The following is a 14365-nucleotide window of genomic DNA, read 5'->3' on the forward strand; positions in this document are numbered from 1 at the left end:
TTAAAGAGACTCTCCCGTCTAACCGGCTATTCCGCCAGTCTATGTCTTTTATTTGCTGCGCACTTCAAAGATGGCGAACTTCAGATAATGCCCTTCTTCTACGCCGAGAATCTGCGGATGGTCCTTGCCTGCGGCCCGCCATTCGATCAGTCTCAGCACCTTGCCCGCATCCTTGGCCGCCTCCATAATCGTATCCAGGAACAGCTGCGGCTGCATATGGTACGAGCAGCTGGCAGTAACCAGATATCCGCCTTCGTTGACCAGCTTCATGCCTTGCAGATTGATGTCTTTGTAGCCGCGGACCGCACCTGCAACCGCACTTTTGGTCTTGGCAAAAGCGGGCGGGTCCAGAATCACGACATCCCACGTACGTCCGCCCCCGGCGGTCATCGGCTTCGCGGTATCTGCCTTGGCTGCCGGTTTGGAGCCGGGCTTGGCCTCCGCCGCCGGACCTGTAGCCCGCTCGCTGCGTTCCTCTTGTCCCTTGACCTGATTGCGCAGGAAGGCGAACGCATCATCCACAACGAACTCAACCCGGTCGCTGAATCCGTTGATCTCTACATTGGCCTTCGCACTCTCGATGGCATGTGCGGAAACATCCAGGCACGTTACCTTCTTGGCACCGTATTTGCAGGCATGAAGCGTGAAGCTTCCGGTATGCGCGAAGCATTCCAGTACGGTAGCACCGTCCCAGTACGGGAAGGAGACCGGCTTGCCGCTTTTGTTAACCGGCAGACTCTGGAGTGTACCGTCCTCTGCCGCTATACTCTGCAGTGTAATTCCGCTGCGTCCGCCCCAGCCCTTCATCAGCGGAGCGATAGACGCCCTGTTCTCCCGCTGATCGAAGAAGTACCCTGTCTTCTGCCCCTCTTCAATATCCACAATCACCTTCAGCCCATTCTCACTAACGGTGATGTGACGCGGGCATTCGCCGTAGAGCACACCCGTGGTCTGTTCCAGTCCCTCCAGCTCCCGTACACTGACATCGCTCCGCTCGTAGATGCCCCGCGGCGCCACCACCTGTACCAGCGCTTCAACAATCTCGGACCGGTGCTGATCCATCGCCAGCGTCAACAGCTGCACCACTAGCACCTCACCGAAGCGGTCGATCACCAGCCCCGGCAGAAAATCCGCTTCCCCATACACCAGACGATAGGCGTCTGCCCCCGGCAGGAAACGTTCCCTGTGCCGCAGACAATCCGCGAACCGTTCTGCAAAAAACGCCGTGTCCATCGCTGCAAGCTTATGCTGCGACAGGATTCTTACCCGGATCTGTGAGGCCGGATTGTAATAACCGGTAGCCAGATAACGCCCCTGGTGATTCAGTACATCCACCAGTCCTCCTGCCTGCGGCTCTCCGTCCACCGAGGCCACTTCGCTGGCGTAGACCCATGGATGGCCCTGCTCCAGTCTTTTTTTACGGTTACGTTCCAGAATTACCGATGCCAATGACTTCAACTCCCTGTTCTTGTCTTGTTGCCGGATTAATATACATGTCCCACGCCTGGCGTTCATATATTGGGTACAACCCCTGTTCAAAAAGGAGCCTGTCCTTATGATCCGTGAACTGCTATTCCCTGTCCTTTACGGTCTTGCCATATTCCTCGCCGGCATGAAGGTGATGGAGGCCTCGCTGTCACGGCTTGCCGGTCCGCTGCTGAAGCGCAGCCTGCACAAGGCCACTTCCACACCGGCCAAAGGCCTGATTGCCAGCGCCCTGCTGTCTGCGCTGCTACAGAGCAGCACCGCCGTGACGGTGCTGACCATCGGCATGGTCAATGCCGGGCTGCTGACCTATGCCCGCACGCTCGGCATTATTCTCGGCAGCAATATCGGCACCTGCCTGACGACAGAGCTGATCAGCCTGCAGATCAGCACCCTGGCTATGCCGCTGCTGATCGCCGCGCTCTGCCTGTGGGCCGCCGCCGTGATGGCCGGCGAGCTGCCGCCGCAGTCCTGGCGGCCGCTTGAGACCTGCCGCCGAATCTCGGGACCGCTGCAGTTCATCTGCCTGGCGGTATTCGGATTCGCACTGATCCTGTGGGGCATCGCGGTCATGCAGTCCATCGGCCCCGCTCTTGAAGGCAGCGGCCTGTTCCGCTGGTTTCTTGGTCATGCCGCCACCAGCGCGCTCTGGGGCTTGGCCGCCGGGGCCGTGCTCACCGCGATGGTGCACAGCAGCGCGGCTGTCATCGGCATGGCGATGGGCCTCGCTGCCAGCGGCGTGATGCCGCCAGCGCTTGGCATTGCCATTGTCCTCGGCGCGAACATCGGCACCTGCGTCACTGCCGTCATTGCCGCCATCGGCAGTACGCCTTCCGGCGTATTCGTCGCCTGGTCACATGTGACGCTCAATGTCGGCGGCGCCCTGCTGTTCCTGCCTTTTATAGGGCCGCTGCAGTCCCTATCCGCCTGGATCGGCGGCGGGCCTGCCGCTCAGCTGGCCCACGCCCAGACTCTGTTCAATGTCGTCTGCTCACTTGGGGTGCTGCCGCTATGTTATCTGCCTGTATGGTCCAGGCTGGAGCAGCGGCTGCAGCCCTGAGTCTCCCGAGAATCGTGATCGCCGCCCTAATTATACTGCAAACAGCCCCGCAGTTCTAATCAAGGATTTCTCCATCAACCAGCGGGAATTCATGCACGAAAAAAAAGACCTTGGGTAACATTCACCCCGGGTCTATATCTACATCAGCTTCTTAATCTTATGGAGTGGCAATTCGACGGCCTCTGATACCGCCTCCGGAGAAAATCCATGGAGCAGCAATTTACGGATAAGCTCCGCTTGACCTTCTTCTTTGCCTTCTTCTTTTCCTTCAGCTTTGCCTTCCTCTATACCCTCGGCTTTACCCTCTTCGTATCCCCAACGTTTCCAGGCTGGCATTAGTTCCATTATGGCTTCTCCCTCCTCCGGGTAATGATCTATTAATTCTCTTAGAATCTCCTCATCCTGTGTCCGGTCCGGCTTGAAATACAAATCCGCCACCGACATAATTAGCGCCAATCGCCCCTGATCCAATCGCGTCCGGAGCTTCATGAACATACGCAGGAATTCCCTGCGTACTTCCCTTGCTTCTCTTGTAGTATAACCCATCTTGGCTAATAACGCAGCAGCCACCGCATTGTCCGAATTCATAAATTGTCCTACTTACCTCAACAAAAAAAGACCCGCACACCGTCCGCAGGACGAATGCACAGGTCTGGTTGCTGCCTTAACCGCCAGCAGCAGCCTTACACTATTTCACACTGACCGATACCGATACTGTCTTGGTACCCAGCTTTCCTTTAACAGATGTGGTTCCCTTACTTACCGCTGTAATCATCCCGGATGCGTTCACCTTGGCTACAGAGGATTTGGAGCTGGTCCAGACCATGCTTCCCGTGACTACCGCAGTCTGGCCGGTATCATACAGCGCAGTTACAACCACGCTTTTGCCTGCACCCGGCGCAAGGCTCAGCCGCTTCTCACTGACCGTCAGCTTCATCAGCTTGGGAACAACATTGATCTTGACCGTTGCCTGAATTCCCTGATAGGAGCCGCTCAGTGTAGTTGTACCTTCTGCCAAGGCTTTGACGGAAGTGCCTTTGATCGAGGCTACAGCAGGGTTAGAGGACTCCCAGTTCATCGCCCCTGAGAAATTGGCAGATTTGCCGTTGGAGAAATACCCGGTGACCTTAATGCTCTTGGAGGCCTTGATATTCATCTCCAGCGTTGCCGGTTCCACAACCAGCTTCACAACCTTCTGTTCAATCGTCACCGGAACACTGATCGTCTTGTTGGAGTAGGTGCCCTTCAGGGTCGCCGTTCCTTTGACCAGTCCCTTGATGGTCTTAGCAGCAGTGGTCTGCTTAAGAACCGCATTGCTGCCGCTCAGCTCCCATTTGATGCTTCCCGATACATCCAGCTCGTCGCCATTCTCCAGCACAGCCTGGACAGCAGGCAGCGGCAATTCTTCACCGATTACTACTCCCAGAGCAGCATCGGGTCCAATCAGGACAAGCACTTTATTCTGAACCGTTACAGTAAACTGAACGCTCTTGGAGCGGATGGCTGCAGCGGAGGCAGAATTCACTTCGCCAGCCTTGAGCTTCCCGGTCAGGATAGCTGTGCCTGCCTTGCCGCCGACCAGCTTCCCGTCCTTGATGGAGACAATCTCTTCATTTGCAGAGGTCCACTCCATCTCATCGCTGATATCCAGCTTGCTTCCATCATACTTGGTTCCGTTCACCTTCGGCAGGCTTACAGCATCCGCCGTGTATATTTCCTGTTCCGTCTTCTCCAGACTGAGCTCCGTCAGGGTTGGAAGGACGGTGATTTTGAAGGTTTTGCTGATGCCCAGATAACTCGCCTTAATGATCGAGGTCCCTACCGCTTTACCTGTAACCGTGGCAAAAGCGTTGGCCGCATCCGCCGTATTGGCAGTCACCGTAGCGTTCATCAGGTTGTCAGAGGTCCAGACTGCGGATGCCGTTTCGTTCGAGGTCGAATTGACCGCATTGCGCATCATTGCCGTTACATTCAGACTCTCTCCCAGGAAAAGCGACTGGTCGCCGGAAGGCTTCAGCACAAGCGCTTCATAAGGTGCACGCACATAGACATCCACCGACTGGGTGACACCCAGATAGCTTGCGGTAATGACAGTCTTGCCCACGCCGAGAATGGTAATCTCGCCGTCTTTTACTGTTGCTACACTTTCGCTGGAGCTGCTCCACTCTGCCTCTTTGTCGATCGTGAGCTCTGGACTCACCGCTGTGGCTTTGGTCACCGCAGTCACATGCACCGGATTATCCCCGACCAGCATTTCGAGTTCTTTGACAACAGTGCCGCTCTTGTCTTTGAGCATAATGGCGGCATAAGGAAGCTCCACCACCGCTTTGATCGTCTCGGTTAATCCTTTGTACTTGGCGGTAATCGTAGCCTTACCTTCACCTACCAGCGTAATTTTACCTGCTGCAATGGTCAGCACGCCAGTATTCGAGCTGCTCCATTCAACGTCCTTCGTTACATCCTTCTGCGCCGTGGCTGAAGTTCCGCCGATGGCGGTTGCCGTAACGGACAGCAATTCCTCTTTGTCGCCTAATTTATAGCTGCCCTCTGTACTGCGGGTCAATTTCAGTTCCTTGAAGGAATGGGAGACCGACACCTCTACCGAAGCTATCGCATTATTGTAGGTTGCTGTAATCATTGCCGTTCCGGCATCCACCGGCTTAAGCTGGCCGTTCAGTACCGTTACGACTTCCTGCTTCGAGGAGGTCCATGTGGCGGCTGCCGTTACATCCCGTTTGGAAGCGGAGCCCTCTACATTGGCATATACCTTAAGCTGCTTCGGCGACTGGCCAACGGTAAGCTCTACCTTGGCGGAGCTGTCGAATTCAATAGAGATAGTGTCTCCAGCAGCGGCAAAGACGGTTACCGGAAAAGCTGCAGCAACGAGCAATATCATAATGAGGAGCGTTTTTGTCATTTTCCTGTACACGGTCATCTGTTCTCTCCTTAGACGGTCTTATTATCGGTGGACTTTTACCACACTCTTCCACTATATCGACAAATAAGGCCCAAGTCTTTACCCTATTTTCAGTTTTTTTCAAATCCCGGGCAAATTCAGGTCTTTGTAACTATATAGCTCCTACAGTTCCGAAATTCCCTTCCGCCCTTACCAGCTAACAAAAAAGGATGTCTAGTCGCCATCAGGGCTAAATAGACATCCTTTCATTGGTAAGTCTCTGTCCTAACGGACACTTCCGCCCAGCCCGGCTGCTGCCGGCTGGCTCACACTGACAAGCTCGCCCCGGCATTCATTCACGCCGGCTTCCGTTACCTTCACCTGGCACAGCTCACCCTGCAGCGAATCATCGCCCGGGAACAGAATCTGGAGATAATTGTCGCTGAAGCCATGCTGTATGCTGCGTCCTGCCGAGCCTTTGGCAGCACGCTCCGGGATAACGGACAACGTCTTGCCGACGAAGCTCCGGGCATAGGCCAGCTGCATCTCTTCGGAGAGATCAATCAATTCCTGCACACGCGCATTTTTGATCTCTTCATCGACCTGATTCAGCATCCGTGCCGCCGGAGTTCCGGTCCGTTTGGAATACGGGAATACATGCATCTCGGAATAGTTGACCGCCTTCATGAAGTCATAGCCAGCCCGGAACATCTCGTCCGTCTCGCCCGGGAAGCCGACGATGACATCGGTTGTAATCCCCACATCCGGCATGGCCTGGCGGATCAGCTGCATTTTGGCAAAATACTCTTCCGTAGTATACTTCCGGCGCATCGCCTTCAGTACCTCGTTATGGCCCGCTTGGAGCGGAATATGCAGATGACGGCACATCTTCGTGCTGCGGTTCAGTACCTCCAGCAGCTTCTCGTCAATCTGGCTCGCCTCAATGGAGCTGATCCGCACCCGCTCCAGCCCGTCCACCTTATCCAGCTCCCAGAGCAGATCCGCGAGACGGTAGTTATCCAGATCATCGCCGTACCCTCCGGTATGAATGCCCGTCAGCACGAACTCCTTGTAACCGGCCTCCACCAGCTGGTGCGCCTGGGCCACAATGGATTTCGGATCACGGCTGCGCGACAGGCCGCGCGACCAGGGAATGATACAGAACGTGCAGAAGTTGTTGCAGCCATCCTGAATCTTCATGAACGCCCGCGTCCGGTCGGCGAATCCGGGCACATCCATCTCCTCGAATTCCCGTGTCTTCATAATATTGCGGACCGCATTCACCGGCTGGCGTGATTCCTGAATATTCTTCACATGGGTCATAATCTGTTCACGGTCCTGGTTGCCGATGACCAGATCGACTCCGGGGATGTCCAGAATCTCTCCGGGCGAGGTCTGCGCATAGCAGCCGGTTACCGCTACAATAGCGTCCGGGTTGCGGCGCACGGCCCGGCGGATCATCTGCCGGCTTTTTTTGTCGCCCGTATTGGTTACCGTACAGGTGTTAATCAGATAGACATCGGCGGTACCCTCGAAATCTACCTGCTCGTATCCATCATTCTTAAATAGCTGCCAGATGGCCTCAGTATCATAGAAATTGACTTTGCATCCCAACGTATAAAAAGCTACGGATGGCATTGTTTAAGCTCCCCCCATTTCTCCGGATTCATATAAAATGCAGGCGGCGGCAACCATACCTGCGGTTTCACAGCGCAGAATACGCGGACCCAGGCCGACAGAGACGGCTCCGGCTTCTTCCGCCTGGCGGCACTCCTCCGGGCTGAAGCCGCCCTCCGGCCCAACCACAATCATCACCTTGGCGGCAGCATCCTGCGGAAGCGATGCCAGCCACGGCGCGGCTGCGCTGCGGAGCTGCAGCCCCTCTTCCTTCTCATAACAGAAGTACACGGCATCATACCCGCTGAAGCTGCTCAGCAGCAGCTTCCAGCTGAGCGGCGAACGCACTTCCGGGACGATGTTGCGGTGGGCCTGCTCAGCGGCCTCCTTGCAGATTTTGCGCCAGCGTTCTACCCGCTTGCTCTCCTTGCGCTCATCGTATTGCACAATGGTCCGCTCCGAGAGAAAAGGCGTGAAGGCCACCGCACCAATCTCGGTGCATTTCTGGATAACCGTCTCCAGCTTGTCCCCTTTGGGCAGGCTCTGGGCAACGGTAATCTGGATACGCGCCTCATGAGTCATGGCCAGAGGCTCCAGTATACTCACGGTAACCAGGCCAATCTCTATTTCAGCGATCTCGGCCAGTGCCTCGCGGGACACACCGTCGCTGACGATCAGCTTGTCCCCGGCCTTGCCGCGCATCACCTTGGCAATATGGCGGGCGTCTTCGCCGTCAATGCTAACCCTGTCTTGTCCGAACTGTGCCGGAGTTACGAAATAACGCTGCATCTCTCATCCTCATCCTGTCCGTTATTCAGCGTAAAAGCGGCGTAGTCCCCGTCATCACAGGTTCCGGCCGCCGCTTCACACACATCATTAATACTCGTAAAATAATCACATTATATTCTACAACGTTTGTCCTGGACTGAACAGCCCCTGTCCGTACTGCCGTACTCAGACCCCGAACATCTTTAGGAACAGCCGGAGGAAATCATTGCCGGTCTGGGTCGCCCAATAACTAAGCGGTTCTATCGTGTACGCACGCAGACCCGGAATGAAGATAATCAGCAGGAAAATAAAGACCGTCCACTGCTCATACTGCTGCAGTCTTCCCCGGATCGGACGCGGTGCGATATCCTCCACGATCCGGTAACCGTCCAGCGGCGGCAGCGGAATCAGGTTGAACACGAAGAGGAAGAAGTTGAAGTGGATGAACATCCCGAAGAACCAGATCAGCGCGCGGAGCACCTGCTCGTTCTTGATCGAATCCATCGTGCCGGTTCCCAGCAGGATCGCATAGATCAGCGCCCCCAGAATACCGAGCAGCAAATTGCTGATGGGTCCGGCAGCAGATACAATCACGCCCATCAGACGGGGACGGCGGAAATTATCCCGGTTCACCGGAACCGGACGCGCCCAGCCGAAGCCGGCGATCAGCAGCAGAATAATTCCGAAGAGATCAAAATGCACCGCCGGGTTCAGGGTCATGCGGCCCAGCAGGCGTGCTGTCGGGTCGCCGAATTTATTGGCAAAATAGGCGTGTGCGAATTCATGTACCGTAAAAGCAATCACAATCGTAATCAGAAAAAACGGAAGCTGCTGCAAGGGATATACTAAAAATTGATCCAGGGAACCCATCTCTACCTCTTTCCGGCTGTAAACGCCACCCAGTCTTCTTCGCGGGTTACTTCTATAATCTCGAAACCGGAAGACTTCAGCGCCTGCGCCACAAGCTCTTCCTTATCCTTATAAATACCGGAGGTGATATAGATACCATCCGGCTGGAGCGCGCGGTACACATCATCCGTGAACAATACAATAATCTCGGCCAGAATATTGGCTACTACCACCCGTACCGGCAGGGTAACGCCCAGTCCGCCTTTAGCCGGAGCAGCAGGCATGGCATCCGGCTCAATGGAATGGCCGGGTCTGGCTGACGGCCACATGCCGCCTGCTGCGGTATCCGACGCTCCCTCACCGCCAAGCAGCGAGAGCAGGTCGCTCTCCTTCACTGTGACAGCCGCCTCCAGCCGGTTCAGCTCCACGTTCTCGCGGGCGCTGACCACCGCCACCGGGTCCAGATCCAGCGCCAGAACCGATGAAGCCCCCAGCAGCACTGCCCCCACGGCCAGAATACCGGAGCCTGTGCCGACATCAATCACTTCATCACCGCTGACAATGTGCTTCTCCAGAGCGCGGAGGCAGAGTGCCGTCGTCGGATGAGTCCCGGTTCCGAAGGCCATGCCGGGATCAATTTCAATAATTTTCTCAGCCGCAGAGGCCGGGGTGTACTCTTCCCATGTTGGCTTAATAGTCAGCCGTTCCGAGACGCGCAGCGGCTTGAAGTACTGCTTCCAGGCATGGGCCCATTCCTCTTCATCCACCGTCTTCCAGGAGATCTGCGCCAGGCCCGGATCAATGCCGAACGCTCTAAGCTCCTCCACCCTTGGAGTCAGCTCAGCCACAATCTCATCCATAGCTTCGGATTCAGCATAATAGCCTTTAATGACCGCCTCCCCTTCAGGGATATCATTCAGCGGTTCATCGTATAATTCACCATAACGTGTATCCCGTATTTTATTCAGTGTCCCGGATTCTTCAATGGAAACTCCGCCCGCTCCGGCCTCGACCAGCAGATTGGATATCATCTCCTGGGCTTCCTCCGTGGTATGTACCGTCAGTTCGTGCCATAGCATGTTAATAAATCCTCCTAAAAGTTTTGCGAGCATTACTGCTTATCTACGATAGTATAGCATTTCTTACCCGTGCAGTGCCAAACTGCGGGTTAACCCTCGGCTTGAGCCTTGTTGCTACGGCAAAAACAATCCATCATGTGGTCATCCACCATACCCGAAGCTTGCATAAAGGCATAACAAATCGTTGACCCGACAAATTTCATCCCTTTGCGCTTCAGCGCCTTACTCATCTGATCGGACTGGGGAGTGGTCGCGGGGACCTCGGCTCTAGTATTCCAGTGATTCACCACCGGCGCCCCGCCGACGAAGCTCCACAGATAACCGGCAAAGCCTCCCTCTTCCTCGCGGCAGATCTGCAAATATATCTCCGCATTGGTGATTATAGACTTAATCTTCAGGCGGTTGCGGATAATCCCCTCATTGTTCATCAGCTCAGCAATTTTGTCCTCCCCGTACAGTACAATTTTCTGCGGATCAAATCCGTCAAAGGCAACGCGGAAGCTCTCCCGCTTCTTCAGTACGGTATACCAGCTCAGTCCGGCCTGCATGCCCTCCAGCATCAGCAGCTCGAACAGCTTCAGGTCGTCAACCAGCGGCTTGCCCCATTCCTCATCATGATAAGCTATATATACCGGGTCCGCATTCACCCAGTCACAGCGCGTCAGTTCCATACGTCCTCTCCCTTTTCCCTGTGTTCCTACAGCTTTTCATAGCCGTATCTTCTAACTGTATACGAAAAAAAGAGAAGAACACAAGGTTCTTCCCGTTAAAATAATGTCACTATTGTCCCTGCAGCTGCACCCGCGTCTCCTTGTCAGGCTCGTTGGTGGTGTAGAAGAACATGTATATAGAAGCTTCTGTTCCCTTGAAGTTCTCATATACATCAATGCTCCGGTTATTTCCGTCTCCGCGGAATTTCGTTGAAACGATCTTACTTACGATCCGGTCCTTACCGGTACCGATATGAGTCTGGTTCACGCCGCCAAACTTCGGATCATCGCTCCTCGTCTCCACATAGAGATCCGCACCCTGCATATAGTAGGTCCACTGTACCGGATAACCGCCGGTCTCCCGGATCACCGTCTGCTTCTCGCTGGAGATGTTAGTTAATTGAAGCGGCTTCTTGTCACCCCTATGCCGGGTAACCTTATAATTACCTACAAGCGTCATTGGCGTGTCTTTGGTAATCTCCAGGTCCGACGGCCGCTCGAAGCGCACTGCAATCAGCTCTTTGTCCTCAGACATGGAATACCATAATCCGCCTTCCAGCGTCCGGCCGCCCACCTCGAGAGAATAATTGACATACGGCAATTCAGAGAACGGCTTAGCTGTGCTGCGAACCGACACACGGACCTGCGTAGGTGTCACAACCATCTGCTCAATACGATTATCTGTATTTCCTGCTTCCAGGGGCAGATCCAGCGCAGTTTTGATTGTCGCGCCCGCCATCTTCTTCTTGCTCAGTTCAAAATCAAACGCCCAAGGACCGTCGATGTTCCGTTCAAGCTTCGTGTAATCCAGCTTATAGACAGTTTCATCCTTCGGCACATCGGCAGGTTTGTAATACTGAACCGAGGTGTATTCTCCGTTATCTCCCGGCTTGCCCATTGCTCCTGCCCGGGAGTTCTTTACAAGCTGCCCTCCCCGGTAAGCAGTGATTTGCGGAAAGGCCCAGTTCTTGGCTTCCGGATCATCGAAGATGGCGGCAGTGGAGAGCATCAGATGGTCAGTACCTTCCTTAAAGGGCTGTACGCTGAAGGATTCCAGTCCATCCCGGTTCACAGGAAAGCTCTGCCGCTCCGGCGAGTCCGTATCCAGCTTCAAGTCTACCTCCTGCTGCGAGTATAATTGAATCCGATCAGCCGTCAGACTTACCTTGGCCGTCTCTTGATCCGGCGTCCAGTCCGTCTCGAAATAACCGTTGTACCGCTTGTTCTTCTCGTCCCACTGCTGATTGTTGAATTCCTGGTTTCTGCGTCCCGAGCCATCCTTGAGGGCCATTCCATTGATGCTCCACAGCTTGCCGTCGCCCCCGTCCGGACCCACATCCAGGCTGTACAGAATCACCGTCCGGTTCTCGTCGGTGAGCGCTGTATGTAGCGTCAGGGTTACTCCATCCCTAGTAATCGTCTGGCCAAGCGGCTGGCCCATATTCTGCGCCAATGCGGTCTGTACACCCCCCTTATCCTTAAGCAGGCTGCCCCAGTCATATTGGACAGCGGCATATACAGGGACTGCCATCAAAAGTGCACTGAGAGAAGCAGCGACGGTGATCTTGCGCCAGTTGCGGTGGCGGCTTGGAGCCGCAGCTTCTGCACGGCTTCTGCCTTGAGAGGAAGCATATCCGGCCTGATCCATCCGTTCCCACATCTGATCAAAGTCAGGATAAGTTACCTCCTCCTCATTTAGTCGACGCTTTAGCTGTGTTTCTGTTCTGTCCATAGGGTTCTTCCTCCTTAGATAAGGTCTGTACTCCTGCATCTTCAAGAATCTTCTTCATCAGGCGCAGCCCTTTGTGCTGCCTGGACTTGACCGTTCCCAGCGGAATATCCAGCATATTGCGGATTTCTTCCAGACTGAAATCATGCATATAACGCAGAGTCAGCACTGCTCTGAACTTCGCCGGGAGACGGGACATATAGGTTGCCCACTCCAGCTTCGTTTCCTTTTGCTCAACCAGCCTGTCCACCGGGGGTTCCGGATTCTCCCTCAATATATGGAGGCTTGCCGTCAGCTTCTGCTGCAGACTGCTTCTGCGTTTCAAATGATTCAGGCAGGTGTTGACGGTAACCTTCATAATCCAGGCCTTCAGATATTCAATGCTCTGCCATTCGCTGCGGAAGAGGGTGATGAACACCTCCTGGCACAGATCCTCGGCATCGGCAGCATCGTGCACCATATAGTAGCAGGTCCGGTATACCTCCTTGCTGTAGGTCTGGAACAATTCCTTGTTGCCCACTTGAGTATGTCCTCCTTTCTTGTTTGAACTACCTCTTATAACAATCCCCGGCTGCAAAAGGTTCATTTTCTCTACTCACTCTTGAAATTAAAAAAAGCATGTCCTCCCGCAATGAACGGGATACATGCTGTATATGGAAATATAAGTCTCAGATAATGTTCATGACCTCGCGCGCCTGATTATCCAGCTCCTGGGCAGAGGTGGCGATCAGCGTGAATTCATTCAGCGCCACTTGAATCTGCTGCTGGCTTAGCTCCACATTATCCTGCACCAGATTTAATCCGGTCGATATTCTGCCTACCTCTTCGGTAATGGCCTGAACACTGTCCCGTACCTCGGTGATCTGATCCTGAACCATGGCGGAGAGCTTCCTTACTTCCTTGGCTACCACATCGAATCCCCGGCCGAACTCTCCGGCATGGGCTGCCTCAATGGCCGCGTTCAGCGCAAGCAGATGAGTCTGGGAGGCAATATCACGGATCGTCTGCACCACACCGCGGATCGCAGCCGCCTGCTTCTGGAGACTCAGCAGCGTTTCGGTATTCTCACTCGACACCTCTGCAATCTTATCAATGCTCAGCAGCAGCTCCTGACTCCGCTCAATCCCTTTGTCGGCACGCTGATTCAGACTGTCCGCCATTCCCTGCATCAGCTCCACTACATGGCTCATGTTATTCTGTCTGTCCGTAATGTTGGTGGCTACCTTCGATACGCCAATGACATGGGTACCCGTCTCATCGAACACCGGCATATAGGTGGCCTCCAGCCAGACCGAATTCCCCTCTGCGTCCATCCGTTCAATCTTGTCCTGAAAGCTCCGGCCCGCAAACAGATTCTGCCAGAACAACTCATATTCAGGGCTGTTTACGAACGAAGGGAAGCAGAGCTGCTTGTGCTGCATACCGTACATATCCTCTACCCTGTATTTTACCGATTGGGCAAAGATCTCATTCACATAGGCGACACGGCGGTCAAGATCGAACCGGATCATGGCGAGATTCTTTTCCAAGGCTTTGACAACCAATTCGTCTGTAACTACCGGGTCTGCTGGATTTTCCATGTTGACTACTCCCTATATAACTCAATTTTTATCAAGATTCCGGACGGGTACCCTCATGATTCCTATATTCATATTAACGGATGCCCGAAGCATTTGGATGATATTAATCTCACAAAAAAGTGTGCCGAACTACTTCCTGGGGCCGTAATCCCCCATTTTAATTCCCCACACACTATCCTTCTGATAAGCGGCTGCTTCCTGAAGGCCCGGGAGCCTGGAATCCTGCGGATGATGCCGCTCCAGATACTGGACGAAGGCCCGGCGCAGACCGATCTCCTGCTCCAGCTTGTTGAACTCATTGGGATGCTTCTCCATCTCGGCAAGCGAACTTTCCCAGCGTTCCAGATCAGCCGCCTCCGACTGTTCGGCACGGACTTTCACCGTAAGCTCCCGAAGCTCGCGGTAGGCTTTTTTGACTCTGGAAGAGTAGACTTGCTTCTGGTTCAGGAAGGTTAACAGCGCCACAAGCAGCGCCAGTCCAGCCCACATTATAACAGTACTCACTTAAGCAACCTCCCGGTTCAACATATCGTTCCATTATACACCGCCACGCACAAAAATACCCCACTCGCGCGGGGTATCCGTTGCACAA

13 protein-coding genes are annotated in these 14365 nt (G+C 54.4%); 1 reads left to right on the forward strand and 12 read right to left on the reverse strand.

Annotation, left to right across the window (positions count from 1 at the left end):
• Positions 1-48 precede the first annotated feature (48 nt).
• On the reverse strand, positions 49-1449 hold the full coding sequence (locus KDC22_RS25245) for a class I SAM-dependent rRNA methyltransferase (RefSeq protein ID WP_211720766.1): 1401 nt from the start codon (positions 1447-1449) through the stop codon (positions 49-51).
• 106 nt (positions 1450-1555) lie between these two features.
• Between KDC22_RS25245 and KDC22_RS25250 the strand changes: the two genes are divergently transcribed.
• Entirely contained in the window at positions 1556-2545 is a 990-nt protein-coding gene (locus tag KDC22_RS25250) for a Na/Pi cotransporter family protein (RefSeq protein WP_211724189.1), read from the forward strand.
• A 138-nt stretch (positions 2546-2683) separates the two neighbouring features.
• Here the strand turns inward: KDC22_RS25250 and KDC22_RS25255 are convergent, their stop codons facing one another.
• From KDC22_RS25255 to KDC22_RS25305, 11 genes are all read right to left on the reverse strand, one after another.
• Positions 2684-3133, reverse strand: coding sequence for an RpnC/YadD family protein (locus tag KDC22_RS25255; RefSeq protein ID WP_211720767.1), 450 nt, complete (start codon positions 3131-3133; stop codon positions 2684-2686).
• Positions 3134-3233: 100 nt separating this feature from the next.
• Entirely contained in the window at positions 3234-5441 is a 2208-nt protein-coding gene (locus KDC22_RS25260) for a hypothetical protein (protein ID WP_246552969.1), read from the reverse strand.
• 285 nt (positions 5442-5726) lie between these two features.
• Complete coding sequence (mtaB, locus tag KDC22_RS25265; RefSeq protein WP_211720769.1) at positions 5727-7079, reverse strand: tRNA (N(6)-L-threonylcarbamoyladenosine(37)-C(2))-methylthiotransferase MtaB; 1353 nt, start codon at positions 7077-7079, stop codon at positions 5727-5729.
• A 3-nt stretch (positions 7080-7082) separates the two neighbouring features.
• The gene (locus tag KDC22_RS25270) at positions 7083-7847 is read right to left on the reverse strand and encodes an RsmE family RNA methyltransferase (protein WP_211720770.1); all 765 of its coding nucleotides are present in this window, start codon (positions 7845-7847) and stop codon (positions 7083-7085) included.
• A 165-nt stretch (positions 7848-8012) separates the two neighbouring features.
• Complete coding sequence (locus KDC22_RS25275) at positions 8013-8696, reverse strand: site-2 protease family protein (RefSeq protein WP_173128403.1); 684 nt, start codon at positions 8694-8696, stop codon at positions 8013-8015.
• A 2-nt stretch (positions 8697-8698) separates the two neighbouring features.
• A complete protein-coding gene (gene prmA / locus KDC22_RS25280; RefSeq protein WP_211720771.1) occupies positions 8699-9754 on the reverse strand; it encodes a 50S ribosomal protein L11 methyltransferase in 1056 nt (351 codons plus the stop codon).
• An 89-nt stretch (positions 9755-9843) separates the two neighbouring features.
• Positions 9844-10425, reverse strand: coding sequence for a DNA-3-methyladenine glycosylase I (locus KDC22_RS25285; protein WP_211720772.1), 582 nt, complete (start codon positions 10423-10425; stop codon positions 9844-9846).
• A 109-nt stretch (positions 10426-10534) separates the two neighbouring features.
• Positions 10535-12196, reverse strand: coding sequence for a DUF4179 domain-containing protein (locus tag KDC22_RS25290; protein ID WP_211720773.1), 1662 nt, complete (start codon positions 12194-12196; stop codon positions 10535-10537).
• Positions 12156-12713, reverse strand: a complete 558-nt coding sequence (locus tag KDC22_RS25295) for an RNA polymerase sigma factor (RefSeq protein ID WP_343221793.1) — start codon at positions 12711-12713, stop codon at positions 12156-12158. Before KDC22_RS25295 ends, KDC22_RS25290 begins: the two co-directional genes overlap by 41 nt.
• 148 nt (positions 12714-12861) lie before the next feature.
• Positions 12862-13773 (reverse strand): methyl-accepting chemotaxis protein, encoded by a 912-nt coding sequence (locus KDC22_RS25300; protein ID WP_211720775.1) that lies wholly within the window; start codon positions 13771-13773, stop codon positions 12862-12864.
• Between the two features lie 129 nt (positions 13774-13902).
• Positions 13903-14277, reverse strand: coding sequence for a hypothetical protein (locus tag KDC22_RS25305; RefSeq protein WP_211720776.1), 375 nt, complete (start codon positions 14275-14277; stop codon positions 13903-13905).
• Positions 14278-14365 lie beyond the last annotated feature (88 nt).

Origin of the sequence: Paenibacillus tritici, assembly GCF_018207515.1 — a bacterium.
GTDB classification, from domain to species: domain Bacteria; phylum Bacillota; class Bacilli; order Paenibacillales; family Paenibacillaceae; genus Paenibacillus_AQ; species Paenibacillus_AQ tritici.

What these genes read in the sequence shown, in the direction of transcription:
- KDC22_RS25285 (WP_211720772.1), bottom strand. Translation starts at nt 10,425, where the DNA reads ATGGAACTGACGCGCTGTGACTGGGTGAATGCGGACCCGGTATATATA.
- mtaB (WP_211720769.1), bottom strand. Translation starts at nt 7,079, where the DNA reads ATGCCATCCGTAGCTTTTTATACGTTGGGATGCAAAGTCAATTTCTAT.
- KDC22_RS25270 (WP_211720770.1), bottom strand. Translation starts at nt 7,847, where the DNA reads ATGCAGCGTTATTTCGTAACTCCGGCACAGTTCGGACAAGACAGGGTT.
- prmA (WP_211720771.1), bottom strand. Translation starts at nt 9,754, where the DNA reads ATGCTATGGCACGAACTGACGGTACATACCACGGAGGAAGCCCAGGAG.
- KDC22_RS25300 (WP_211720775.1), bottom strand. Translation starts at nt 13,773, where the DNA reads ATGGAAAATCCAGCAGACCCGGTAGTTACAGACGAATTGGTTGTCAAA.
- KDC22_RS25255 (WP_211720767.1), bottom strand. Translation starts at nt 3,133, where the DNA reads ATGAATTCGGACAATGCGGTGGCTGCTGCGTTATTAGCCAAGATGGGT.
- KDC22_RS25250 (WP_211724189.1), top strand. Translation starts at nt 1,556, where the DNA reads ATGATCCGTGAACTGCTATTCCCTGTCCTTTACGGTCTTGCCATATTC.
- KDC22_RS25260 (WP_246552969.1), bottom strand. Translation starts at nt 5,441, where the DNA reads ATGATATTGCTCGTTGCTGCAGCTTTTCCGGTAACCGTCTTTGCCGCT.
- KDC22_RS25290 (WP_211720773.1), bottom strand. Translation starts at nt 12,196, where the DNA reads ATGGACAGAACAGAAACACAGCTAAAGCGTCGACTAAATGAGGAGGAG.
- KDC22_RS25275 (WP_173128403.1), bottom strand. Translation starts at nt 8,696, where the DNA reads ATGGGTTCCCTGGATCAATTTTTAGTATATCCCTTGCAGCAGCTTCCG.